This window comes from Flavobacterium sinopsychrotolerans, assembly GCF_900110375.1.
In the GTDB taxonomy this organism is placed as follows: Bacteria; Bacteroidota; Bacteroidia; order Flavobacteriales; family Flavobacteriaceae; genus Flavobacterium; species Flavobacterium sinopsychrotolerans.
Window position 1 is genome coordinate 52,585 of the sequence record NZ_FODN01000002.1, and the last position, 25,409, is coordinate 77,993.

The 25,409-nt window shown below is 32.2% G+C and carries 25 protein-coding genes; 10 read left to right on the plus strand and 15 right to left on the minus strand.

Going from position 1 to position 25,409, the window contains the following annotated elements; translation table 11 throughout:
- Positions 1 to 174: 174 nt before the first annotated feature.
- The 3 genes from BMX64_RS04530 to BMX64_RS04540 form a co-directional block, all read right to left on the minus strand.
- A complete protein-coding gene (locus BMX64_RS04530; RefSeq protein ID WP_091166601.1) occupies positions 175 to 759 on the minus strand; it encodes a YdeI/OmpD-associated family protein in 585 nt (194 codons plus the stop codon).
- A 5-nt stretch (positions 760 to 764) separates the two neighbouring features.
- Positions 765 to 2,018 carry a peptidase T gene (pepT, locus tag BMX64_RS04535; protein WP_091166603.1) on the minus strand — a complete coding sequence of 418 codons (1,254 nt, stop codon included), beginning with the start codon at positions 2,016 to 2,018 and terminating at the stop codon, positions 765 to 767.
- Positions 2,019 to 2,195: 177 nt separating this feature from the next.
- Positions 2,196 to 2,753 carry a hypothetical protein gene (locus tag BMX64_RS04540; protein ID WP_091166605.1) on the minus strand — a complete coding sequence of 186 codons (558 nt, stop codon included), beginning with the start codon at positions 2,751 to 2,753 and terminating at the stop codon, positions 2,196 to 2,198.
- Between the two features lie 315 nt (positions 2,754 to 3,068).
- On the opposite strand from BMX64_RS04540, the gene BMX64_RS04545 reads away from it, so the two are divergent.
- A complete protein-coding gene (locus tag BMX64_RS04545) occupies positions 3,069 to 4,091 on the plus strand; it encodes a quinone-dependent dihydroorotate dehydrogenase (RefSeq protein ID WP_091166607.1) in 1,023 nt (340 codons plus the stop codon).
- Between the two features lie 87 nt (positions 4,092 to 4,178).
- Here the strand turns inward: BMX64_RS04545 and BMX64_RS04550 are convergent, their stop codons facing one another.
- The 4 genes from BMX64_RS04550 to BMX64_RS04565 all read right to left on the minus strand — a co-directional run bounded on the left by BMX64_RS04550 (position 4,179) and on the right by BMX64_RS04565 (position 6,851).
- Positions 4,179 to 4,565: a sensor of ECF-type sigma factor gene (locus BMX64_RS04550; RefSeq protein WP_317614707.1), complete on the minus strand. Its 387-nt coding sequence runs from the start codon at positions 4,563 to 4,565 to the stop codon at positions 4,179 to 4,181.
- 113 nt (positions 4,566 to 4,678) lie between these two features.
- A complete protein-coding gene (locus BMX64_RS04555) occupies positions 4,679 to 5,092 on the minus strand; it encodes a hypothetical protein (protein WP_091166611.1) in 414 nt (137 codons plus the stop codon).
- A 32-nt stretch (positions 5,093 to 5,124) separates the two neighbouring features.
- Positions 5,125 to 5,667, minus strand: a complete 543-nt coding sequence (locus BMX64_RS04560) for an RNA polymerase sigma factor (RefSeq protein WP_091166613.1) — start codon at positions 5,665 to 5,667, stop codon at positions 5,125 to 5,127.
- Between the two features lie 62 nt (positions 5,668 to 5,729).
- A complete protein-coding gene (locus BMX64_RS04565; RefSeq protein ID WP_091166615.1) occupies positions 5,730 to 6,851 on the minus strand; it encodes an SRPBCC family protein in 1,122 nt (373 codons plus the stop codon).
- A 617-nt stretch (positions 6,852 to 7,468) separates the two neighbouring features.
- Between BMX64_RS04565 and BMX64_RS04575 the strand changes: the two genes are divergently transcribed.
- Positions 7,469 to 7,858 (plus strand): pyrophosphohydrolase domain-containing protein, encoded by a 390-nt coding sequence (locus BMX64_RS04575; protein ID WP_091166619.1) that lies wholly within the window; start codon positions 7,469 to 7,471, stop codon positions 7,856 to 7,858.
- 92 nt (positions 7,859 to 7,950) lie between these two features.
- Here the strand turns inward: BMX64_RS04575 and BMX64_RS04580 are convergent, their stop codons facing one another.
- Positions 7,951 to 9,018, minus strand: coding sequence for a branched-chain amino acid aminotransferase (locus BMX64_RS04580; protein WP_091166621.1), 1,068 nt, complete (start codon positions 9,016 to 9,018; stop codon positions 7,951 to 7,953).
- Positions 9,019 to 9,318: 300 nt separating this feature from the next.
- On the opposite strand from BMX64_RS04580, the gene mnmD reads away from it, so the two are divergent.
- Positions 9,319 to 9,981, plus strand: a complete 663-nt coding sequence (gene mnmD, locus BMX64_RS04585; RefSeq protein WP_091166623.1) for a tRNA (5-methylaminomethyl-2-thiouridine)(34)-methyltransferase MnmC2 — start codon at positions 9,319 to 9,321, stop codon at positions 9,979 to 9,981.
- Between the two features lie 137 nt (positions 9,982 to 10,118).
- Positions 10,119 to 10,316 carry a hypothetical protein gene (locus BMX64_RS04590; RefSeq protein ID WP_091168980.1) on the plus strand — a complete coding sequence of 66 codons (198 nt, stop codon included), beginning with the start codon at positions 10,119 to 10,121 and terminating at the stop codon, positions 10,314 to 10,316.
- 32 nt (positions 10,317 to 10,348) lie between these two features.
- On the opposite strand, the gene BMX64_RS04595 is transcribed toward BMX64_RS04590, so the two are convergent.
- Positions 10,349 to 11,290 carry a LysR substrate-binding domain-containing protein gene (locus BMX64_RS04595; RefSeq protein WP_091166625.1) on the minus strand — a complete coding sequence of 314 codons (942 nt, stop codon included), beginning with the start codon at positions 11,288 to 11,290 and terminating at the stop codon, positions 10,349 to 10,351.
- A gap of 96 nt (positions 11,291 to 11,386) precedes the next feature.
- Between BMX64_RS04595 and BMX64_RS04600 the strand changes: the two genes are divergently transcribed.
- The 4 genes from BMX64_RS04600 to can all read left to right on the plus strand — a co-directional run bounded on the left by BMX64_RS04600 (position 11,387) and on the right by can (position 14,754).
- The gene (locus BMX64_RS04600) at positions 11,387 to 11,866 is read left to right on the plus strand and encodes a Dps family protein (RefSeq protein ID WP_091166627.1); all 480 of its coding nucleotides are present in this window, start codon (positions 11,387 to 11,389) and stop codon (positions 11,864 to 11,866) included.
- Positions 11,867 to 11,990: 124 nt separating this feature from the next.
- Positions 11,991 to 12,272, plus strand: a complete 282-nt coding sequence (locus tag BMX64_RS04605; RefSeq protein WP_091166629.1) for a hypothetical protein — start codon at positions 11,991 to 11,993, stop codon at positions 12,270 to 12,272.
- Positions 12,273 to 12,360: 88 nt separating this feature from the next.
- The gene (locus BMX64_RS04610; protein ID WP_091166632.1) at positions 12,361 to 14,031 is read left to right on the plus strand and encodes a SulP family inorganic anion transporter; all 1,671 of its coding nucleotides are present in this window, start codon (positions 12,361 to 12,363) and stop codon (positions 14,029 to 14,031) included.
- 87 nt (positions 14,032 to 14,118) lie between these two features.
- On the plus strand, positions 14,119 to 14,754 hold the full coding sequence (can, locus tag BMX64_RS04615) for a carbonate dehydratase (RefSeq protein WP_091166635.1): 636 nt from the start codon (positions 14,119 to 14,121) through the stop codon (positions 14,752 to 14,754).
- A gap of 30 nt (positions 14,755 to 14,784) precedes the next feature.
- On the opposite strand, the gene BMX64_RS04620 is transcribed toward can, so the two are convergent.
- Both BMX64_RS04620 and BMX64_RS04625 read right to left on the minus strand, forming a co-directional pair.
- A complete protein-coding gene (locus BMX64_RS04620; RefSeq protein ID WP_091166637.1) occupies positions 14,785 to 15,984 on the minus strand; it encodes an LETM1-related biofilm-associated protein in 1,200 nt (399 codons plus the stop codon).
- Positions 15,985 to 16,261: 277 nt separating this feature from the next.
- On the minus strand, positions 16,262 to 17,038 hold the full coding sequence (locus BMX64_RS04625) for a superoxide dismutase (protein ID WP_091166639.1): 777 nt from the start codon (positions 17,036 to 17,038) through the stop codon (positions 16,262 to 16,264).
- Between the two features lie 288 nt (positions 17,039 to 17,326).
- Here BMX64_RS04625 and BMX64_RS04630 point away from each other — a divergent pair, with 288 nt between their 5' ends.
- Complete coding sequence (locus tag BMX64_RS04630; protein ID WP_091166641.1) at positions 17,327 to 18,244, plus strand: YihY/virulence factor BrkB family protein; 918 nt, start codon at positions 17,327 to 17,329, stop codon at positions 18,242 to 18,244.
- Between the two features lie 143 nt (positions 18,245 to 18,387).
- Complete coding sequence (locus tag BMX64_RS04635) at positions 18,388 to 18,816, plus strand: META domain-containing protein (RefSeq protein ID WP_091166643.1); 429 nt, start codon at positions 18,388 to 18,390, stop codon at positions 18,814 to 18,816.
- A 92-nt stretch (positions 18,817 to 18,908) separates the two neighbouring features.
- On the opposite strand, the gene BMX64_RS04640 is transcribed toward BMX64_RS04635, so the two are convergent.
- The 4 genes from BMX64_RS04640 to BMX64_RS04655 form a co-directional block, all read right to left on the minus strand.
- Positions 18,909 to 20,714, minus strand: a complete 1,806-nt coding sequence (locus BMX64_RS04640; RefSeq protein WP_091166645.1) for an acyl-CoA dehydrogenase family protein — start codon at positions 20,712 to 20,714, stop codon at positions 18,909 to 18,911.
- Between the two features lie 66 nt (positions 20,715 to 20,780).
- Entirely contained in the window at positions 20,781 to 21,962 is a 1,182-nt protein-coding gene (locus BMX64_RS04645; RefSeq protein WP_091166647.1) for an acetyl-CoA C-acyltransferase, read from the minus strand.
- A 93-nt stretch (positions 21,963 to 22,055) separates the two neighbouring features.
- The gene (locus tag BMX64_RS04650) at positions 22,056 to 24,446 is read right to left on the minus strand and encodes a 3-hydroxyacyl-CoA dehydrogenase/enoyl-CoA hydratase family protein (RefSeq protein WP_091166649.1); all 2,391 of its coding nucleotides are present in this window, start codon (positions 24,444 to 24,446) and stop codon (positions 22,056 to 22,058) included.
- Complete coding sequence (locus BMX64_RS04655) at positions 24,430 to 24,897, minus strand: MarR family winged helix-turn-helix transcriptional regulator (RefSeq protein ID WP_091166651.1); 468 nt, start codon at positions 24,895 to 24,897, stop codon at positions 24,430 to 24,432. Before BMX64_RS04655 ends, BMX64_RS04650 begins: the two co-directional genes overlap by 17 nt.
- Positions 24,898 to 25,409: the final 512 nt, after the last annotated feature.

Here is a 25,409-nt window from a genome sequence, read left to right on the forward strand (position 1 = left end):
TTTCAAAACGAATCAGGTAATTTATTCTGTTTACAACAAATAGTATGCAAGGAAGGAAGTATTTTATTTTTAAAATAAAGAAATTGTATAAATAATTATGAACGTAGAATGTATTATTCTAATGTGGTTTAATTAAAAAGTCCCAACTCTGAGCTTCAGAATTGGGACTTAATTTTATCGATATTTATCATTTAAACCAATGTTTTCTTTTATCATCGGTTTAATTTTTTCAATCCGAGAACGTTTGGTTTCTTCTCGTTTTGCAGTTTCAACATATTCTAAGAATTCATATTGTTTGTAAGGAGAGAATTTTAGAAAAGCATCTGCTAAATTGGCATCAGCATCAAATTTCTTTTGAAGAAGTTCAGAAAGAATAGGTTCTTTTTTCTGAGGCTTACTATTCTTTCCTTGTTTTTCATTGGCAATCGCTTCATTAATATAATCTAAAACTGCTGCTTCATCGAATTCTTTTTTTGATGAAAAACGCCATTGTCGCAACGATTTAGTAACGCCTTCCTGTGCATTAACTAAGGTCTTTTTTTTATCTTGCAATAAAACACCATTAAAAAACCAAATTGTAAAATAATTTTTGAATTCTCCAATTCCGAGTACGTTTTTACCATTCAAGACATAAACAATACCACCCCATTTGGTTGTTTCCACGAGTTCCGTTTTGACAATAATTGATTTTAGAAGTTCTAATTCTTCTGACCAACTGTTGTTTTTATCACAAGAATGAGTCGTCTTTGAGGATTCCAAATAGCTTATTTTTTAGATGAATCTTCTCTAGCTGTCAATTGCGCTATTTTTACAATTACTTCAACCGCTTTTTGCATACTTTCTACCGGAACATATTCATATTTTCCATGAAAATTGTGTCCGCCAGCAAAAATATTTGGGCAAGGTAATCCTTTATACGATAATTGAGAACCATCAGTTCCACCACGAATAGGTTTTATAAGCGGTTTTATTCCTATTTCTTTCATTGCTTTTTCAGCAATATCCACAATATGTTTCACAGGCAGAACCTTTTCTTTCATATTGTAATATTGATCTTTAATCTCCGTGATAACGATATCTTCACCAAATTGTTTTGCAAATTTCTTATTGATTTTTCTGGTGATTTTTTCGATTAGTTCTTTGCGTTTTTCGAACTTTTTCTTGTTATGATCGCGAATGATTAATTCCAAAACGGTTTCTTCAATACTTCCAGTCAAATGATGCACGTGAAAGAATCCTTCGTATCCTTTAGTTTCTTCAGGAGTTTCTCCAGCGGGCAGTTCGTTAATAAAGGCATTTGCAATCAACATAGAGTTGATCATTTTTCCTTTGGCATAGCCAGGATGCACGCTTTTACCTTTGAAAGTGATTTTGGCGCCAGCCGCATTAAAATTTTCATATTCTAATTCACCTATCTGGCTGCCATCCATTGTATAAGCCCAATCCGCTCCAAATTTCTCTACATCAAAATGATGTGCACCACGACCAATTTCTTCGTCTGGTGTAAAACCAACTCTGATTTTTCCGTGTTTGATTTCAGGATTGTTGATCAGGAATTCCATTGCAGTCACAATCTCGGTGATTCCGGCTTTGTCATCGGCACCTAGTAGTGTTGTTCCGTCAGTAGTGATCAAAGTTTGCCCTTTGTAAAGCAATAAATCTTTGAAATAACTTGGTGATAACACAATATTTTTTTCTGCATTTAATACAATGTCTTTACCATCATAGTTCGATACAATTTGAGGTTTTACATTGGCTCCGGTAAAATCAGGGGAAGTGTCAAAGTGAGAAATAAATCCAATTACAGGAACTTCATGAGTTACATTACTTGGCAAAGTAGCCATGATGTATGATTTCTCATCAATTGTCACGTCTTGCATTCCAATTGCTTTAAGTTCTTCAACCAGTTTATTGGCTAAATCCCATTGTTTTGCTGTACTTGGAGTACTTTCTGATTTGTGATCAGATTCAGTATCAATAGTTACGTAACTGATGAAACGGTCAATTATATGTTGCATTTTAATTTGTTTTTATGCAAATATAAACATTTTTTCAGGAGCATATTGAAGTTAAACGGTAACTAAATTTTGCAAATTAAAAATAATAATTGCATTGTTTGAGTCTCAATAAACAATACTATTTTTGGAGTGTAATAAACCTTTTTATATGAAAAAACCACCCGAAGGTGGTTCAAATTAATCTCTCATTTTATGCAGCTTTTCTTCCGCTTTATCTAGATCTCCTTCCAGCTTATTTACTTTTATTTGTCTCTTACTGATTTTGATATTTTCTTTTTCAATTTCAGTAGAACCAAGCTTTCCTTTTGATTTTTTCTGCTCAAATTTTTCTTTGAGTTTGATTAAATTTCTTTCTTCGTTTGAAATTTTTGTTTTTATTTTACTAATTGATTTTTCACTTGAAAGAATCTTGTCTTGTCGTTTGTCAAAAGCTTTTTGTTTTTTTTCAAAATCTTTTTGCTCTTTTTCAATTTTCTTAGCTTCTCTTAGTGCTTTTTTCTCCTCTTTTATTTTGTCGTTAAGAGTTTTAGCTTCTTTTTTCAATGCTTCTTTCTCTGCATTGGTCGTTAATTTTACAGCAACTTCTGGAGCCACTTTTATCGTGTCTTTAATTGTTGTAACCGTAGTTATGGTAGTTTTTGTGGCTAACTTTATAGTTTCAGATTTAATGTCTTGGGCAAAGAAAAGTTGAAAACTAGAAAGCAATACTACAGTGAAAAATAATTTTATATTCATAGCCGTGTGTTTTAAGTTGATGAAAATTTATGTTTGACAATAATTTATTTTATTACAAGATAAGAAAAATCATTTAAAAAATTATTTCTTATATTGTGCGCAGGTATTTAAAACGGCAATTTTTTGTTTTAAATTATTGATAATTAATGAATTGTGTTTTGTTGTTTAGGAGGTTTTGTACTTTATTTAACTACCGTTTATTGATGTTATTTCTTCTTTGGCTACAGCCAAATCGAATGTTGATGTATAATTTTTTTTTGAAATATTTAATTATCGATTAGATAGTTCTATTTTTGTACCAACAACACTACAACCATGTATAAAGTATTCATTCGTCCATTTCTATTTTTGTTTGATCCGGAAAAAGTTCATTATTTTACTTTTTCATTAATTCGATTTTTGTCCAAAATTCCAGGTTTTAGTAGTCTTTTTAGATTGCTTTACGAAGTAAAAGATACACGATTAGAGACTGAAGTTTTTGGTTTAAAATTTAGAAATCCGGTTGGGCTTGCTGCCGGGTTTGATAAGGACGCCAAGTTGTATAAAGAATTGTCTAATTTTGGTTTTGGTTTTATCGAAATAGGAACGCTTACTCCAAAAGGTCAGGAAGGAAATCCTAAAAAACGATTGTTTCGTCTCAAAGAAGACAGTGCAATTATCAACAGAATGGGCTTCAATAACGGCGGAGTTCAGGAAGCGGTGGAACGTTTGAAACAAAACAAAGGTGTTTTGATAGGCGGAAATATTGGTAAAAATAAATTGACACCAAACGAAGAAGCGACTTCAGATTATGAAATTTGTTTTGATGCATTATATGATTATGTGGATTATTTTGTGGTGAATGTAAGTTCCCCAAACACGCCAAATCTCCGAGCGTTACAAGACAAAGAACCGTTGACACAATTGTTACAAACATTGCAAAATAAGAATTTGGCAAGGCCAAAGCAAAAGCCAATTCTCTTAAAAATTGCTCCAGATTTGACAGATGAGCAGTTATTTGATATTATTGATATTATTCAGGAAACTAAAATTGCGGGAGTTATTGCGACTAATACCACGATTTCTCGTGAAGGATTGCAATCTGATAATAAAACAGAAATGGGTGGATTATCTGGAAAACCATTGACACATCGTTCTACTGAAGTGATCCGATTTCTATCTGAAAAAAGCAATAAAGCCTTCCCGATTATTGGAGTAGGAGGAATTCATTCTGCGGAAGATGCTCTAGAGAAATTAGAGGCTGGAGCAAGTTTAATTCAGTTGTATACTGGTTTTATTTATGAAGGTCCGGCTTTGGTGAAAGCCATAAATAAAAAGATTTTAGAACGATTACGCTAATTGTGTATCAATTTTAAATAAAAAGAGACTCTGTATTAATTTTGAATACAGAGTCTCTTTTTTTTTGAACTAATAAAATAAAAGGTATTATTTTTTTTGACCTTTGTTACGATATTGTTGTAGTAATTTCCTATTGAAATCTTCTTCGGCTTTTCTAAGTTTTAAGATTTTAACGGCTGGAAAAATTACTTTCAAATTTTGCATGAATTTTTTTCGAAGTAGATATAATTCTTCTTCGGTATCTTCCATTTGAGCTAAAAAATTATTAGCTTCTTTTTCGGTTATCCGATCTAAAGAGCCATCACGCATTCTTTTCATAAATGCTCTCATTTTTTGATGTCTTAATTCAAATTGTTTGTCATCAAAGGTATTGTAGAGAGGCCAGAATTTTTCTGCTTCATTGGTCGTTAAGTCTAGTTCAGTGGTGAAAAAAGCTACTTTTAAAGATTTTATTTGCTCTTTTTTCTCTTTCATACTTTCGCTTTGAGCGTAAAAGTTAAAGGAAGAAAACAGCAATAATATTGGTAATAATTTTCTAATGTTCATTTTGTTTGTTTTTAATTATAGCTTAAAAGCATGTTTATTATTTATTCTAAAATAAGATTTTCTAAATTTGAATTTGTAGATAAAACGTCTTCGACTGCTTGATCTTCTAAAACAATACTGGTATTCATGTTTGTAATGTCTTCGGTTTCCAATACACTAATCAAATCGTATTGATTTACATTAGATTGATATGTTATATAATTTTCTAAAGTTGTTGAATCCAGTTCTTTTTTGGTTGTAGATAAATTATTTAAAATTGGAATCATCAATGCAAGGATCAAAATTGCGGCAGCCATCAAAATTAAACTTTTTCTTTTTTTGAAAATGGAAATTACTTTAGGTTCACTCGCAGGCAATTGTTCCATTATTTTTATGGAAAGATCATCAAAATAATTCTCTGGAATTTTAAATCCAGTTTGAATTTTCGGCTCGTTTTCTAGTTTAAATGTTTTCATACTTTCTTTAGACGTTGTTCTTGCAAAAAGGTTTAATTAGTGGATACAAATGCTTCTATTTTTTTGACTGCAATGTGATAAGAGGCTTTTAATCCTCCAACGGAAGTTCCTAAAATTTCAGAAATTGTTTCGTATTTCAGTTCTTCAAAATATTTCATTTTAAAAACTAATTGTTGCTTTTCAGGTAGTAATGCGATTGCTTTTTGTAATTTTAGTTGAATCTCATTTCCATCAAAAAAGACATCAGCTTCCAGATTGTCAATAGTTTTGTTTTGTAAAGTTTCAGATGAAATACTACTTATTTTTGATTTTTGTTTCAAAAAAGTTAAGGCTTCATTGGTAGCAATGCGGTACATCCAGGAAAAGAGTTTGCTGTCCCCTTTAAAGTTCTTAAGATGCTGAAATATTTTAATAAAAGTATTTTGCAAAACATCATCTGTATCATCGTGATTCAAAACGATAGTACGGATGTGATTGTAAAGGGGTCTTTGATAATCCAATATCAACCGCTGAAACGCTTGGTTTTGCGTTTTAGTGTTTAATAATTGTTTTATAAATTCCTGTTCTTCTTGCAAAATTATTATTTATGAGTTAGAATGGAATTTATCAAAAAGGTTTAATTCGTTTGGGAATAATTTTAAAATTCAGATTCTTCTTCTGTATTATTTATAACAGGTTCAGGTGCTTTTACAGCTTCTGCTTTCTGGATGGCAGCTGGAATGTAGTTATTTACAGGAATTACTTTTGGTTTTATTGGAAAGTAAATTTCAGTTACCCATTTCGATGGGTTTTTAATTTCTGTCCTGCTGATATTATAACTTTCCAGATGTGAAAATGTAGGATCAGTTATGATTTTATTAGTATTTATATATTCTTTTGCTTTATCTAATGCTTTTTTAGTATGCGAATAATCTCCAGTCAAAGTGGTTTTAACAGCATCAAATGGTTCTAGTTTTCCTGCTAATATATCGCTTCCGGAACTTGTTAAAATTTCACTTTTTATAGGTACGCAAAAGGATACTTTTGTAAGTCCGTTTACTAAATCGTAGGTATGGTATATTATAAATGGTTTTCCGTTCAATTCAATATTATTTTGTTTGCAAAAAGTAATTATTTTAGGAAATACAATTCGTGAATTTTTTGTAACACTCGAAATTTTACTGGTAAAGGTCTGTTTCAAATAGAAGGTGCCAAGTTTTTTTGCCAATCCATTTACTTTCACTGAATGAGTATTTATTTCAAAATCAAGTGTTTTGTCAAGATTTGTCAGACTCTTTTCATATATTTTTCCTATGATTCTGTCTATACCACCATTGAAAGTAGTAAGTACTTTCATGGAAAAACTCATTTTTCCGATTGTTTTCCAAGTTACTTTTGTTCCGCCTAATGTGTCTTTAAAACTCCAAAACACAGAAGATTCTGTTCCATCATAATTCATTATTTGTGAAATGCTGTCATTTTCTTTTACAAAAAGAGTTTTTACCTCACCTATTCCTTCTTTTCCTTCCCAAGAGTAGGAAGCTCCAGGACCAATTGTTTTTTTAGGATAAGTTATTTTTATTTCTGGATCTTCTGTAATCCATGAACTAAAATCTTCCCAATTCCTGTAATCATTGACGTAATTATATACAGTGGATTTTGGAGAATTTATTATTTTACTTCTTTCAACGGTAAAATCCCCTTTTTGGGTTGCTACAAAAATGGATAAAGCCACAAAACTTAGCAGTAGTAAAAGAAATAAATATTTTAAAATCCTCATAATATATTAGGTTTGTTGATTTGGTAAAGTTAAAAATTTAATTCATAACTAGCTTTAAGTGTTAAATAAATATGACAGATTTTTTAAGTTAATTGATTTTATTGAATTTTGTTTGCTAACAATTTGTAGCCTTTTTATATTAATGGCACAAAAAAATGGTGCTGTAAATAAACAAGCCGCGAAGTGAAATCTAAATTAAAATGATGGACAAGGTTGTACATAAAAATAGGGTATCTACTTTGAAAACAACCAGCTATTTTTTTACGTACCAAATGGATAATTATAAATAGTTTCCAAACAAAAAAATCTACTTTTCAGTAGACATTTTGTGTTTGTTTTAATGCAAACTAACGTTTGAAAAATATTTTTATTATAAAGAGCATTACGATAAAAAGAATAAAACCAATTAAAATTTTATAATTTCCTTTGTAAAATATTCTGTGTAAATTTGAATCTTTTCGATAGGCAAATATCATTGCAATAACAAAAGCAACAAAAAAAAAGCCTGCAAACACTAATTGTCCTTGACTAAACATAATTTAAATAATTTTTTACAAATTTAGTTATTTGTTTAATAATAGTTGCTAATTTGCCTTTTCATTTATTAAAATAAAAAAATGCGTAAACAAATAGAATCCGTTAAGGAATTTCATACTGCCTTCAAAATTGGACATAGTGAAACCCCTAAAGCCTGTTTGGGCGAAAGTAAAAATATACTTCGTTATAATTTGATGAAAGAGGAGAATGAAGAATACCTCGAAGCGGTACAAAATAATGACTTAACAGAAATTGCCGATGCATTGGGTGATATGATGTATATTCTTTGTGGAACCATTATAGAGCACGGTTTACAACACAAAATTGAAGAAGTTTTCGACGAGATTCAACGCAGTAATATGAGTAAGCTTGGCGAAGACGGACAACCAATTTATCGGGAAGATGGAAAAGTCATGAAAGGGCCTAATTATTTCAAACCAGATTTTTCAAAAATATTAGAGATTAAATAATAGATTTGAAATAGCATTGGGGCAATAAATATTGAGTTAATAAAAAAGCGATTCTCAGAATGAAAATCGCTTTTTTGTTTAATATTTAAAATCTATATTTTTATAGTCCATCCAAAAGTATCTTCTTCTAATTTATTTTGGATATTTTCTAATTTAGTTTTTAGTTGTAAAGCCATTGAGTTCTCAATTTTTGGTAATTCATAAAAAACTTCTTGATAGGAAAATCCAGAAATTGGACTTACTACAGCAGCTGTTCCGGCTCCAAAAATTTCTTTCAAGGTTTCGTTTTTAGCAGCCTCAACAAGTTCAGAGACTAAAACCGAACGAATTTCTACATTTATACCTTCACTTTTTGCTAAATCAATCAGTGTTTTTCTAGTCACACCATCAAGAATTCTTTCGCTTGTAGGAGCCGTAAATAAAGTGTTGCCAATTCTGAAAAATACATTCATGGTACCGGCTTCTTCTAATTTGGTATGCGTTGCATCATCAGTCCAAATTACTTGTTGAAAACCTTCTTTATTTGCTAAAGTAGTTGGGTAAAACTGCGCAGCATAATTTCCGGCAGCTTTTGCAGCTCCAATTCCTCCATTTGCAGCTCTACTGAAATGTTCCGCAATAAGCACCTTAACATCACCTGAATAGTAAGAGGTTACCGGAGATAAAATAATCATGAATTTGTAATCATTAGATGGATTAGCAATCACTCCAGTACCAGTAGCAATCATAAATGGTCTGATATACATGGCATTTCCTTTTCCTTTTTTGATCCAAGTTTCATCTAATTTCAACAATTGGTTTAGGCCATTCATGAATATTTCTTCTGGAACTTCTGGCATAGCCATTCTTACAGCAGATTTATTGAAACGTTTGTAATTTTCATCAGGTCTAAAAAGCCAAACGTCATCTTTGTCATCTTTATATGCTTTCATTCCTTCAAAAATAGCTTGTCCATAATGAAAAACTCTTGTTGACGGATCTAATAGAAAGGGAGCATAAGGTTTAATGACTGGTTTTTGCCATTCCCCATTTTTAAAATCGCATTCAAATAAATGATCCGTAAAAACGGAACCAAAGCTTAAGTTTTCAAAATCTACTTCATTTATTTTTGAAGTAGGAGCTTTTATAATTTCAATTTTGTTAGTTTGAGTTGCACTCATAGTAAAGTATTGTTTTTAATTTTTTTAAATGGATAAGCTTGTGCTTAAAAGAATTTGATTTCCAAAAAATGACGTATAATGTTTGCAAAATTAAATAAAAATCGGCAAATTACTTGTCAAAATAATATTAATTATAGTGTTTAACTAAGATTTGTTTATGATTTAGGAAATCAAAAATAAATAAGCCCAATTATAGGATATCTATAATAAATATGTGTTTTAAGAGTCAAACGTATTAGTTTTGATTAAATTTGGCTTGGCTAGTAAATAGTGTAAGTAATACAACCTGAAAATATAATTTTGAAAAGAGAAATAATCCAAACGCTTGATGGTTCAACAACCATACAAATAAAAGAATGGGACGAATGCTATCATTCAAAACATGGTGCTATTCAAGAGGCAAAGCATGTTTTTATTAAAAATGGTCTTTCATTATTTGAAAACCAAAAAATTTCTATTCTGGAAATAGGATTTGGTACTGGCTTAAATGCTTTTATTACTTTATTAGAGGCCAAAAAAATGCACCAAACGATTGATTATGTTGGAGTAGAAGCATACCCCATTTCAGTAGATGAAGTTTTGCTGATGAATTATGTATCTGAATTAAATGCGACTGAGGAAAGCGTGCTTTTCGATAGAATGCATGAGAGTAATTGGGACGAACAAATTGTTCTGAATAATGATTTTATATTGACTAAACGGAAACAATTCTTTGAAGAAATTGATGATGAAAACAAATTTGATTTGATTTATTTCGATGCTTTTGGCTACAGAGTACAACCGGAATTGTGGAGTACAGCAATTTTTGAAAAAATGTATAAGTCGCTGAAAAAAAATGGAGTACTGGTTACTTATGCCGCTCGGGGAGTGGTGAAAAGAAGTATGATAGAAGTAGGTTTTACTGTCGAAAAACTGGCAGGTCCACCAGGCAAAAGAGAAATGTTTCGAGCCAGAAAGGTCTAGTTTTTTGCGTTTATATGCATCAAAATAACAATGAAATAAAAAACTAAAAACTTCGTTAAATAATTATTCAGTATGTGTAAAAAATGTATTTTTACATCAATTTAGAATCAAAAGCTAACTTAATATCTTCATTTATTATGTCGAAAATCATGTATGATTATACAAAATCAGTTTTAGAAAGAGTAAGTTTTGATCCACTGCTTTTTTGTAAAGAATTAGAAAAAGCAATTAAAACATTATTACCATACGAGATGGAGCAATTGCGAGAATGGTTATTAAATTTCACAATTGGAAAACCAGAATTAAAACAATGTTTACTAATCGTAAATTCATAAATAAAAAAGGAACCTGTAATAGGTTCCTTTTTTTATTTTTTCTGGATTGGGCTGATGATTTGGACATTTTGAAAAACGATTGCTCCTTTTATAACTCCCGCAATTGTATTTCGAAGGGCATCGATTATATGAATTTTCAATTCGCTTTTTGGAAATATCAAGCTGACTTCTCGTGCTGGTTTAGGTTCTTTGAAATGGCGTAATTTTATTTTGTCAGATTCTTTCAAATCTAATGTATGTAAAAAAGGAAGTAATGTTGTTCCTAAGCCTTCATCGGCTAATTTTATTAAAGTTTCAAAACTTCCGCTTTGTATTTGAAAATGATTAATTTCATTTTTACCGGCACTTTTGCATAAGTTCAAAATTCCCTCACGAAAACAATGTCCGTCCTGTAATAATAGAATTTCGTCTAAATTTAAATCAGAAACTTCGATTTCCTCTTTTTGAAAATTATGGTGGCTTTCAGGAATATAAGCTACGAAAGGTTCAAAATATAAAACAATTTCTTTGATTTTTTCTTCCATCAAAGGGGTGGCAGCTATGGCAGCATCAAGATGACCATTGTTGAGTTTAGTTATGATTTCTTCGGTGTTTAACTCCTCGATAATGAGCTTGACTTTTGGATATTTTTTTATAAAATTATTCAAAAACATAGGCAATAATGTAGGCATAATAGTAGGGATAATTCCCAATCTAAATTCACCACCAATAAATCCTTTTTGTTGCTCTACAATATCATGGATTCGATCTGCTTCGTTGACTATATTTTTTGCCTGATTCACAATTTTTTGACCAATATCAGTGAGCTGGATTGGTTTTTTGGTTCTGTCAAATATTTGAATACTTAATTCTTCTTCTATTTTTTGAATCTGCATGCTCAACGTTGGCTGAGTAACAAAACATTTCTCTGCAGCAAGTGTGAAATTTTTATATTCGGCTACAGCCAAAACATATTTTAATTGAGTAATTGTCATTTTATAGTAATTTCTGATACAAATATAAAAACAATCAATTTAAGTTATAGTATTAAGCGCTATTTTATTGATTAAATTTGTAATAAATAAAAAATTATGAAAACAAATATTTTAGGATTGCCCGTTAAAGAATCGGAATTGATTATAAATGAATTAAATGTTTTACTATCCAATTTTCAAGTCTATTATCAAAATTTAAGAGGGATTCACTGGAATATTAGAGGCAAGCGTTTCTTTGATTTGCATGTAAAATTTGAAGAATTGTACAATGATTCACAATTAAAAATTGATATGATTGCAGAACGGGTACTCACTCTTGGCGGAACACCACTTCATACTTTTGAAGATTACATTAAAAATAATCAATTGCTAGTTGGTAAAAATATTTCCAATGATGAGAAAGCAGTGCATTTGATTGTTACCTCTCTTTCACACTTGTTGAAAATTGAAAGACAAATTCTTTCCAAATCTGACGAAATAAATGATGAAGGGACTAATTCAATGATGAGTGATTTTATATCAGAACAAGAAAAAACCATTTGGATGATGCAGGCTTGGTTGGAAGAAACTTTATAAATTTAGCATTAGGAAACCAGATGAAATCATAGGATTTTATTCTGGTTTTTTTGAATGTTAATTTTTTTTTAAAATTTATCATGACTAATGCTTTTTAATAAACTTATATTCTATTTTTGCGACAATGAAAATAATCTCTAAAATATTTTTAATTATATTTATTGCATTTCTTGTCACTCCAACAATAGTTACTGTGATTGAGAAAAGTTCTGATATTTCTATTTTCTACAGTTTATCTGAAGAAGAACATGCGCATAAAGAGATTAAGACTTTTTTTTATTTAGATAATTCTTCGGATATAATTATGCCATCAGAATTGCCTTCAAGTGTTATTCTTTCAGAGAATTTGTCAAAGCACGATAAAATTACCTCTTCTATATTCATTCCACCACCCAACGAAGTTTAATACAAACTATGATTTTAAATTTTTTTAAAATCTCCTCTCGCATTTCTTTGTGCGAAAAAATCTTTGTATTCAATTTTAGTTAGGTATTATGTCAAAAAAAATTAATCTTTTTGCTAACCTTAAATCCGATTTTGCGTCTGGTTTAGTGGTTTTTTTGGTGGCGCTACCATTGTGTTTAGGTATTGCAATGGCTTCAGGTGCTCCTTTATTTTCAGGAATTATTTCAGGAATTATAGGAGGAATAGTAGTAGGTTATTTAAGTACTTCACACATAAGTGTCTCCGGTCCAGCTGCTGGTTTAACCGCTATTGTTCTTACGGCAATCACGGATTTAGGCGCTTTTGATATTTTTTTAACTGCAGTTTTCATAGCAGGTCTGGTACAATTAATATTAGGATTTGTCAAAGCAGGAAGTATTTCTAATTATTTTCCAACGAATGTTATTGAGGGTATGCTGGCAGGTATCGGAATTATTATTATTCTGAAGCAATTGCCACACGCCTTTGGATATGACAATGATTTTGAGGGAGATCAAGCATTTTCACAAATGGATGGGAGTAATACCTTTTCTACCCTGTTTAGTATTTTTGATTACATCCAAATTGGCTCAATAGTTATTACATTGGTTTCCATGGTGATTTTGATATCTTGGGACAAAGTTCCTTTTTTGAAAAAATTAAAATTAGTTCCCGGAGCTTTAATCGCGGTTGCTCTGGGTGTTATTTTGAATGAGATTTTTATTGCTAGCGGAAGTGCATTAGCGATTGGAAAAGAGCATTTGGTTTCTTTACCGGTTCCATCCTCTTTCGAAGAATTTAAAGCAATTATTGTAACTCCAAATTTTTCCGGAGTTATGAATCCTAAGGTGTGGGTTGTTGCCTTGACCATAGCAATTGTAGCTTCTATTGAGACATTATTAAGTATAGAAGCGGCTGATAGAATGGATGTTCAAAAACGCTATACTGACACTAATAAGGAACTAAAAGCCCAAGGAATTGGTAATATGGTGAGTTCACTTTTAGGTGGTTTACCATTAACATCTGTAATTGTGCGTTCGTCTGCAAACAGTAATTCGGGAGCTAAATCTAAAATGTCTACCATTATTCATGGATCATTGTTGTTAGTTAGTGTACTTGCCATTCCAGTGATTCTGAATAAAATTCCTCTGGCTACTTTAGCGGCTATCTTAATTCTAGTAGGTTACAAATTGGCTAAACCTGCAACATTCAAACATTTTTGGGAAAAAGGGAAATATCAGTTTGTACCTTTTATTGCCACATTATTAGCCGTTGTATTTTTGGATTTATTGAAAGGAGTAACTTTGGGAATTATCATCAGTATTATTTTTGTTTTAAAAGGGAATCTTAAGAGAGCTTACTTTTTTAGAAAAGAACAATATGCAGATGGTGATGTAATTCATATTGATTTGGCTCAAGAAGTTTCTTTCTTGAATAAAGCTGCAATCAAACAAACCTTAAACCATCTTCCGGAAAATTCTAAAGTGATCATTGATGCAAAAGATACGGTTTACATTGCGCATGATATTTTGGATTTAATCAATGAGTTTAAAACTACAAGAGCTTTAGACAATAATATTAAAGTGAAGCTGAAAGGATTTAAAAAAGCCTATCATCTGGAGAATAGTATTGATACACAAAATCATGTAACTATTGAGCATTATTATGATGCTGCTAAAAGAGTTATGGTTAAAAAAGAAGTTACGGATGAAGAATTTCTTAAACAAGAAAACAGGAACTAATTAAAGAATTTAAGTTGAAAAACAGTTCCTTTACGTTGCATTAGAGTTACTAAACGTTTATTTTAATAAAATAATTACACAAAGATTATGAGCGATTTTTATAAAAAAATATTAGAGAATAATAAAAAATGGGTTGAAAGCTCTTTAGCAAGTGACCCAAATTATTTCCAAGATCTTGCTAAAGGTCAAACGCCACCATTATTATGGATTGGTTGTTCAGACAGTAGGGTTCCTGCAAACGAAATTGTCGGGGCAAAACCCGGAGAAGTTTTTGTGCATAGGAACATTGCCAACATGGTAGTACATAGTGATATGAATATGTTGAGTGTACTGGATTATGCCGTAAATGTTTTGAAAGTAAAACATGTACTGGTTTGTGGACATTATGGTTGTGGAGGTGTCAAGGCAGCAATGGGAAATGATTCTATAGGTATTATTGATAACTGGATTCGACATATAAAAGATGTGTATCGTTTGCACAGTGCATATTTAGATTCTATCAAAGATGAAACAGAGCGTTTTAATACTTTTGTAGAATTGAATGTAAAAGAACAGGTTTTTGATTTAGCTAAAACATCAATTGTACAGGCGGCTTGGAGAAATGGACAGGATTTAACCTTACACGGATGGGCTTACGGACTTAATTCCGGTTTTGTAACGGATTTAGATGTTAATATCAGTTCCGAAAAAGATTTGGATGCAGTGTACCAATTGAAATTTTAATAAAATCGCCTTAGGGCGATTTTTTTGTTTTTATTCCAGATCTAAATTCTCATTAAACGCAGAAGGTAAAAGGGTAGGGATAAATTTGATCAAGATAGGCAATAGTAAACTTCCTCCAGGAAGTAAGAATATTGTCAATGATGGAATGGTTTTACAAATTTCCAGTAATTGTTTTTTTACTTTTTTCTTTTCTTTTTCATCTAAATCTCTGCGAGTCGAATGTGCTAATAAGACCATTAACTCTTTACTCTGAACTATTTCCTTAATTAATCTGTTTTTATTACGACTTATTAGTGTAACAACACTTTGAGTCGTTTGATCATAAAAATGTTTGACAGGATTGGAATAATTGAAATAAGGAATATCTTTTTTGTGTTTCGTTATAAATTCATTCGTGCTGTTGATGCTTTGTATGACAAAAATATCCGGAACCAATAAATTTTCGGCTAAAGAATGTAAAAAATAAGCCTCGTTGTTTTCAATTTCACCATCACTCCACAAAGCCATACCGGCAATATCTATCAAATAATATTTCTCTAATTCATTTGTGAAATACTCTAATTGAAGTGTTTCCAAACTCTGAACAGCAACTTTCGAGAATTTGCTGTATCGAATAGAAGCTTCAAACAGTTTAATTAACAGATCATCATATTGCGATTTTTTTGACTTAGTCTTTAAGGCAAGTGTTACTATATTTACAATAGTTTCTTCAATTCTTTTTAGGTATTTTTCTGGAATCGCATCATGGACTAAATATTGGCGAAAGGCTAATACATCAATAAATAGTAATGCATTGGTTACCAAATGGGAGAAATTTTTACTGATGATGCTTTCGTTAGTTTGAACGCGCTCGTCAATAATTTTTTCTAAGGTTAATGAGATAGAATTTTTTGGTAGAATTTTTTTAAATATATTAAATCCTTGTGGGTGCATTTCATTGTAAAAAGCAACGGCTTGTTTAATGAAATTCTCAGAACTAATATCATTGTTGGTTAAACAAAAAATATTATATAATGTATTTAATAGCGCTACTTTAGAAATCTCTTCTTTAAACCAACCTTTGGTTTCTATTGTATTTACGGTATCAAATGTGATTATATGCCCATAAATAAATCCTGTTTCTCTAACTTTTTGATAAAATGTATCAGTAGTTTTAGAAACTGTTTTCTCTAAAATTTTTTGTTCAATAAAAAATTTATCTATCCAACCTGATGCCGAAGGGTTAATCATTGCTTTAATTTGAAGGTACAAAGCTATACTTTTTTGCGGTAGTTTTAACTGGTGTTTTTTAGTTTAACACAGATACTGCAATTAATTAGTATAGTTTTTTGGTTTTAAACAAGATAAATTTAATTGTTATAATTTTTGATAAAAAATACCCACAATCAGAAACTATTTTCAATGTAATTAATGAGAATTTGCTGTGATAAAAATGATATTTGGATGCATGATGTGCAATAAAATTTGAAGCCCTGAATTATAAATAAAACAGGGCTTTTATAAGTATTTAAGAATTGAATAAAGCTTCTGCGGCTTCCCAATTGACTACATTCCAAAAAGAAGCAATATAATCGGCTCTGCGGTTCTGATTTTTCAAATAATAAGCATGTTCCCAAACGTCTAGGGCTAAAACAGGTTTTCCTTTTAATCCTTTGCCTCGTAAGCGCATCAATGGATTGTCTTGATTTGCTGTTGAACCGATAACTAATTTTCCATCTTGAACCACTAACCAAGCCCAACCGGAACCAAATCGTTTCATCGAAGCATCACTAAATTGTTTTTTGAATTCATCAAAGGAACCAAAAGTTGTCGTTATAGCCTCCCCCAATTTTCCTTTTGGAGTGCCACCGCCATTTGGTTTCATTAAACTCCAGAACAAACTGTGATTGTAATGTCCGCCACCATTATTACGAATAGCTTCTGGAAATTTTGACATTTTTTCAAAGATATTTTCCAATGATTTAGAATGTTCAACTAGGTTTTTATCCAAAGTTTCTATTGCTTTTTTCAAATTCGTTACATAGGCTTGATGATGCTTGCCATGATGAATTTCCATCGTAGCTTTGTCAATATGAGGCTCTAAGCCATCATAATTGTACTCTAATTTAGGAAGAGTATAGAGTCCTTGTGCATTTACATTGTCCAATTCCAGATTTTGATTGCCAATGTTTAAAGCAGTTTCCGAAGCAAAGGCGCTATTAAATAAACTAGAGCCAATAATAGTTCCTGTCGAAAGAATAGCTGTTTGTTTTAAAAAATTTCTTCGCGTATTGTTATTTTCCATAAGTTGTGAATTTATCCTGAAAGGGAATTGAATATTTATATAAATTTAGACATTAAATGACAGGGATGGGTTAATAAAGACTTAAAATTTGGTTAGTTTTTTGTTTCTAATATGTTTAAGAAGTACAAAGCGAATAGGAATTATATAAATTTCATTTCAAATTTGTTAAAAAAATCTTTGTAATTTTGAAAACGCCTCTAAATGCTGAAACCTTAAATGTGATTTTTGTAAATAAATGAAAATCATAATATCTGAATTCTTTCTTTTGGAAGAACATAAAAATATAAAATGAAACATAAAGAATTAGCAGCTTTAAGTTGGGGGTTATTAAAGCGAACCTATAATGAATTTGATGATGATAACGGGTTTAAGTTAAGTGCTTCACTATCGTATTATACCATCTTTTCATTGCCTCCATTATTGATTATTATCTTGTCTATTTTTAGTTTTTTCTTCGGAAGAGAAGCCGTTACCGGAAGATTTTTTGGACAAATTAATGGGATGGTTGGGAACGAAGCTGCTATTCAGATTCAGGAAACCATCAAGAATATTGAATTGTCAAACAGTAATGCTTTTGCAGCAATATTTGGGGGAATAATGCTACTAATAGGCGCTTCGGGTGTATTTGCCGAAATACAAAGTTCCATCAATTCTATTTGGGGATTAAAGGCAAAACCGAATAAAGGAATTATGAAATTCGTTAAAAACAGATTAATGTCTTTTTCTATGATTGCTTCAGTTGGTTTCTTGTTAATGGTCAGTTTGATGGTAAATACCGTAATGGATATAGTCAATACCCGATTGCTGGTTTATTTTCCTGATACAACGGTTTACATATTTTATGTTTTTAATATCTTAATATTATTTGCAACCACAACTATGTTGTTTTCAATTATCTTTAAGACCTTGCCTGATGGGAATATTGCTTGGAAAGATGCTTTAATTGGGTCTAGTTTTACTTCATTTTTCTTTATGTTTGGGAAATTTGCTATCGGGTTTTATTTAGGAAGTTCTACCGTTGCAACCGTTTATGGTGCCGCAGGATCGATAATTATAATTTTAATTTGGGTATATTACTCGGCGATAATTTTATATTTTGGAGCTGAATTTACTAAAGTGTATGCCAATGCACATGGAAAAAAAATTATTCCCAATGCTTATGCTGTTGGGATAAAAGTAGAAGTTATTGAGCTTAAAAAGAAATAGATATCTGGTTTTAAGTTCTTTAGGATTGATATGATTGCTATTGAATTTTCAAAATATTTTTTCTTTTCTAATAATTTAAAATAGTAATAACATTGGCAATGTTATTGCTTTAGAATTTACTTTAAAAAATAAAAATAGATCTCATGAAAAAACTAATTTTGTCACTGACCATTTTTTGTTCGGTACTTATTTCTTGTAATTCCTTAAAAACTTCTAACAGTAAAACGACTTCACTTGAGGGTTCTTGGGAATTGAATTATATATCAGGACCGCGCATAGCCTTTGATGGATTGTATCCTAATAGTAAGCCAACTATTACTTTTGATTTGAAAGAGAACAGAGTATCTGGGAAAAATAGTTGTAACAGTTATTCCGGAACATTGAACGCTGATGGTAATAAAATTAATTTCAAAGGACCAATGGCGGTTACTAAAATGTTTTGTCCAGGCGGAGGTGAGAATATTTACATGGCAACACTCGAAAAGATAGATTCTTACTCTATTTCAGAAGATGGTAAAACTTTAAATTTTATTATGGGTGACATCGCAGTAATGCGTTTTGAAAAGAAATAAATAATATTTTTTTGAAGAAATAAAAAAACCGTCTTGCTCTTTAGAACAGGACGGTTTTTTAAACAAATAATTCTATTAAAAAATCTTATCTTTTAGAAACAATATCCATTTTCAGCTACTAATTTTGCTGTAATTGTTTCTCTTAATGCAACAACGTTTGGCATGTTGGCGTATTTTGTAAAACGACGTAATCCCATTAACATCATACGTTGTTCATCTCCTTCAGCAAAAGAAATAATACTTTCTTTTCCTTTTTGATTAACAATATCTACTGCTTTGTATAAGTATAATTTTGCCATTGCAATTTGCTCTTGCACTTTAGCTTCACCTTCTTTTTTAGCTAGTTTTTCAGTTCGTAGAATGGTACTTTCAGCCATGTAAACTTCGATTAGCATATCTGAAGCTGCCATCAATAATTGTTGGTGAGCGTCTAGGTCTGCACCAAATTTTTGAACGGCGCTTCCCGCAACCATCAAGAATGATTTCTTCAAATTTTTAACGATTTCTTTTTCTTCAGCAAACAATTCAGAATAATCTGGTGTATCAAAAGATGGTATTCCCATTAATTCTTCAGAAACTTTCATGGCAGGTCCAAGCAAGTCAACATGACCTTTCATTGCTTTTTTGATTAACATTCCTACAGAAAGCATTCTGTTAATTTCGTTAGTTCCTTCGTAAATACGTGCAATACGTGCGTCTCTCCAGGCACTTTCCATTGGAGTATCTTCAGAAAATCCCATTCCACCAAAGATTTGGATTCCTTCATCGGAACAATTTTGAACATCTTCAGAAACAGCTACTTTTAAAATTGAACATTCAATAGCATACTCTTCAACACCTTTTAATTCTGCTTCTTGATGAGAAACTCCTTCGGCTTCACGAGCTATGATACGATCTTCAACGTCTTTTGCAGCTCTGTATGAAGCACTTTCTCCAGCATAACAACTTGTTGCCATCTCCGCTAATTTTGCACGAATAGCACCAAATTGAGAAATCGCAGTATTGAACTGAATTCTTTCGTTAGCATATTGTACAGAACCTGAAATGACTCTTCTTTGCGCATCCAAACAAGCAGCTGCTAATTTGATACGTCCTACATTCAAAGCATTCATGGCGATTTTGAAACCATTTCCTCTTTCTGACAGCATATTTTCAACAGGAACTTTCGTTTCGCTGAAGAAAACCTGACGCGTAGAAGAAGCACGAATACCTAACTTATGCTCTTCTTCACCCATAGAAATCCCATTATCAGTGGTGTTTTCAACGATAAAACCAGTAATGTTTTTATCATCTCCTATACGTGCAAAAACGATAAACAAGGAACAAAAACCTGCATTCGAAATCCACATTTTTTGTCCTGTAATTTTGTAATGAGTTCCATCTTCTGATAAAACAGCTTTTGTTTTTCCAGAATTTGCATCAGATCCAGCACCCGGTTCTGTCAAGCAATAAGCACCAAACCATTCGCCAGAAGCTAATTTAGGAACATATTTTTGTTTTTGTTCTTCAGTTCCATATAAAGTAATTGGCATAGTTCCAATTCCAGTGTGTGCTCCAAAAGCGGTAGAAAATGATCCTGTAGCTCCTGAGATATAATCACAAACTAACATCGTAGAAACAAATCCCATCCCTAGTCCTCCATAGGCTTCAGGAACAGCAACTCCTAAAAGTCCTAAATCTCCAGCTTTTTTCATACACTCTTGTGTATATGCATAATCTTTTTTCTCAAAACGATCTTTGTGTGCCCACAATTCTTTGTCTACAAACTCTTTTACAGAGTCACGCATCATTAATTGCTCTTCTGAAAAATCTTCTGGAGTAAAGATATCTTCGCACTTTGTTTCTTTAACCAAAAACTGACCACCACGGGTTACGTTTTTTTCAATTGTATCTGCCATTTTTTTATTTTTTTATATGTTTTTATTTATAATCTAAATCCTCAATAAACGGATGGAAATCTATGACTACAAAAGTTCGTAAATACCTGCTGAACCTTGTCCAGTTCCAACACACATACTTACGATACCGTATTTGCTGCCTCTGCGTTTCATCTCGTCAAATAATTGAACCGATAGTTTTGCGCCTGTACAACCTAGTGGATGACCTAATGCAATTGCTCCACCGTTTACATTTACAATATCTGGATTTAGTCCCAATTCGCGAATTACCGCTAATGATTGTGATGCAAAAGCTTCGTTCAATTCTACTAAATCAATGTCATTTAACGTTAATCCGGCTTGCTTCAATGCTTTTGGAATCGCTTTCACAGGACCAATTCCCATAAGTCTTGGTTCAACTCCAGCCGAAGCAAAGTTTACCAAACGAGCAATTGGTTCTAAATTTAGCTCTTTTACCATTTCTTCACTCATAATTAAAACGAAAGCAGCACCATCACTCATTTGAGAAGAGTTACCAGCAGTTACACTTCCATCGGCAGCAAATACAGGTCTTAATCCTGCTAAAGCCTCGACAGATGTTCCTGCTCTAGGTCCTTCGTCTTTATTTACAACATAAGATTTAGTTTCTTTTTTTCCGTTTTCATTGACAAAAGTTTGTTCTACTGTAATTGGAACAATTTGCTTGTCAAATTTGCCTTCAGCTTGTGCTTTTAAGGCTTTCATGTGAGAGTTAAAGGCAAACTCATCTTGGTCAGCTCTAGAAACATTATATTTGTTGGCAACTGCTTCTGCAGTTAGTCCCATTCCCCAATAGTAATCTTCGTTTCCTTCTTTTGCTACAGCATAATCCGGAGATGGTTTGTAACCTCCCATTGGAATAAAACTCATGCTTTCTGCACCACCTGCAATAATGCAGTTAGCCATTCCGGACTGAATTTTGGCAGTTGCCATTCCAATTGTTTCTAAACCAGATGCACAATATCTGTTTACGGTAACACCAGGTACATCTTCCACTTTTAATCCCATTAGAGAGATTAGTCGTCCCATGTTTAATCCTTGTTCTGCCTCTGGCATCGCATTTCCTACCATGACGTCATCAATACGAGTTTTGTCGAAATGTGGCAACTCATTCATCATGAACTGAATCGTTTCAGCGGCCAATTCATCAGGACGTTTAAATCTAAACACGCCTTTTGGGGCTTTCCCCACGGCTGTTCTGTATGCTTTAACTATATAGGCTGTTTTCATATTTGTTTTAAATTTTGAATTATAAATTTTAAATTACAGTTGACTTAAATTGTACGAAACATTTTAAAAATCAACATTTATAATTTAAAATAATTAATTACGAAGCGGTTTCCCTTTGGTTAGCATAAATTGAATTCTTTCTAATGTTTTTCTTTCTGTACAAAGTGACAAGAAAGCTTCACGTTCTAAATCCAAAATATATTGCTCTGTTACTAATGTTGGTTCTGACAAATCTCCACCAGCCATTACGTAAGCTAGTTTGTTAGCTATTTTTCTGTCATGTTCTGAAATGTATTTTCCGGCTTGCATTTGGTCTGTTCCTACTAAGAACATTCCCAAGGCTTGTTTCCCAAGAACTTTTACGTCATTTCTACGAATCGGTTGTGTGTAACCTGCTTCTGCCATTATTAAAGCATGTTTCTTCGCCTCGGCAATTTGACGGTCTTTGTTCACTACAACGATGTCTTTTCCGTGCTGTAATAGTCCAGAATCAAAAGCCTCGTAAGCAGATGTTGATACTTTTGCCATTGCAACGGTCATGAAATATTCTTGTAAAACATTCAATTCTACATCATTTTTATGGAATAAATCAGAGGCTCTTAAAGCCATTTCTTTAGATCCACCGCCGCCAGGAATTACTCCAACACCAAATTCTACTAACCCCATATACGTTTCCGCTGCAGCAACAACTTTATCAGCATGTAAGCTCATTTCGCAACCCCCGCCAAAAGTCATTCCGTGTGGTGCAACCACAACTGGAATTCCAGAGTAGCGTACGCGCATCATGGTGTCCTGGAACATTTTGATTGCCATATTCAATTCATCGTATTCTTGCTCGACTGCCATCATGAATATCATTCCGATATTAGCTCCAACAGAGAAATTCGCTGCTTGATTTCCAATAACCAAACCTTGATATTCTTTTTCAGATAAATCAATAGCTTTATTGATAGCGACTAAAACATCACCACCAATCGTATTCATTTTAGATTGGAATTCTAAATTCAAAATTCCATCTCCTAAATCTTGTATAATTGCTCCACTATTGCTCCACACTTTTTTGCTTTCGCGTATATTGTTCAGTATGATAAATGCATCCTGACCTGGAACTTTAGTTTGTGATTTTGTTGGGATATTGTAGAAATAGGTAGCACCTTCTTTAATAGTATAAAAACTAGAACTTCCTGAAGCTAACATATCAGTTACCCAAGCAGCAGGTTCAAGACCTTCTGCTTTCATTATTTCGATTCCTTTTTCAACACCAATAGCATCCCAAATTTCGAAAGGACCATTTTCCCATCCAAAACCGGCTTTCATCGCATCGTCAATTTTGTATAACTCATCTGAAATTTCAGGAATTCTGTTTGAAACATAGGCAAACATTCCTGCAAAACTTTTTCTGTAGAATTCTCCTGCTTTGTCTTTACCTTTTACCAGAACTTTGAAACGGTCAATTGTTTTGTCAATTGTTTTGGTCAATTCTAAAGTAGCAAAAGAAGCTTTTTTAGCAGCACGGTACTCTAAAGTATCTAAATCAAGAGACAAAATTTCTTTTCCTTCTTTTTTGTAAAAACCTTGACCCGTTTTGCTGCCCAACCATTTGTTTTCCATCATTTTGTTGACGAAATCTGGTAATTTGAACAATTCGTGTTGTTCGTCATTCGGGCAATTTTCATAGATTCCGTTGGCAACATGTACCAAAGTATCCAGTCCAACTACGTCAACGGTTCTGAAAGTAGCTGATTTTGGTCTTCCAATAACTGGACCGGTCAATTTATCTACTTCTTCAATTGTAAGTCCCATTTCTTTTACCAAATGAAACAAACTCTGGATTCCGTAAATCCCGATTCGGTTCCCAATAAATGCCGGAGTATCTTTGGCAACGACCGAAGTTTTTCCTAAGAATTTTGAACCATAATCAGTTAGAAAATCTAAAACTTCTGATGAAGTTTGTGGGCCAGGAATGATTTCGAATAATTTTAAATAACGCGCAGGGTTAAAAAAGTGAGTCCCACAGAAATGCTTTTGAAAATCCTCGCTTCGCCCTTCACTCATAAAATGAATTGGAATTCCAGAAGTATTTGAAGTTACCAAAGTTCCCGGTTTTCTGAATTTTTCAATTTGTTCAAAAACCATTTTTTTGATGTCCAAACGCTCCACTACAACCTCAATGATCCAATCGACTGCTGCGATTTTCGCCATATCATCAGTTGTATTTCCAGTAGTAATTCTGCTGGCAAATTTCTGATTGTAAATAGGGGATGGTTTCGATTTCAACGAATTGGATAAATGTTCATTCACCAATCGGTTTCTTACAATTTTGCTGTCTAAAGTAAGTCCTTTTTTGGCTTCGGCTTCGGTGAGCTCTCTTGGAACGATATCCAAAAGTAAGACTTCAACTCCAATGTTGGCAAAATGACAGGCAATTCCTGATCCCATAATTCCGGATCCAATCACTGCAACTTTTTTAATTGTGCGTTTCATTTTCTATTTTTTCGGTTTGATTAAATATATTTTTGTCTAAAATTAATTCGTTGATTGTTTCCGCGACTTCTATAAAATGCTGGAGTTTTTCATCTGAAATATGTTGTTTTACAGTTTCATTGAATTTTAAAACTGTATTCTTAGATAACTCTCTTTTTTCTTTACCAAATTCAGTGAGGTAAATCAAGACACCTCGGCCGTCCACAGGATTTTTCTTTCTAATAATCAGCCCTTTTTCTTCCATAGATTTCAAGGTTCTAGTAAGGCTGGTGGCCTCCATTCCCATTTTTGGTCCTAAAGATGTAGAAGGCGTTCCTTTATCCTTATCCATACTTAACAAAGCAAAACCTGTTGCCATGGTTGCACCGTATTTAGATGCTTCTTCATTATACATTCGTGATACTGCTTGCCACGTTGCACGTAAAATGTAATCTATTGTTTTGTCTTTCATAAATAACTATATCGATTTCAAATATAATAAAAAATACTATGCACGCATAATATATTAAAACATTTTTTTGTTAAAAAGTATTAAATATAAAAAAACTCCGCTGAAATAGAGAAGATTATATTGTTTTTTATACTAATTATTTTTTGGGGTGTGTCCCTTCGGGTCGGGCTGTACGTTGTATCTTTTATATAGTCCCGACGCATCGGGACTATATAAAAGGATGCCACTTCCATCCCTCACACAAAACGGGTGCTGGACAATAATTGAGATTTATAACTTAATTAGTGAGACTACGAGTTTTCGTAATTATAAGTAGTTTTTTATAATTTAAGGATAACTGATAGAACGTAGAAAAAAAACTAATTTATTTCTCTGTTGGAAGAATCAAGTCTTATAAATTTTAGATGTAATTTGTGATTATGAATGATGCGGGTCTATTGTATTCACGATTTAAATATAATCGTAACAATAAAGTAGGAAATTAGTTGATGATAAAACGAAAAAACCACGAA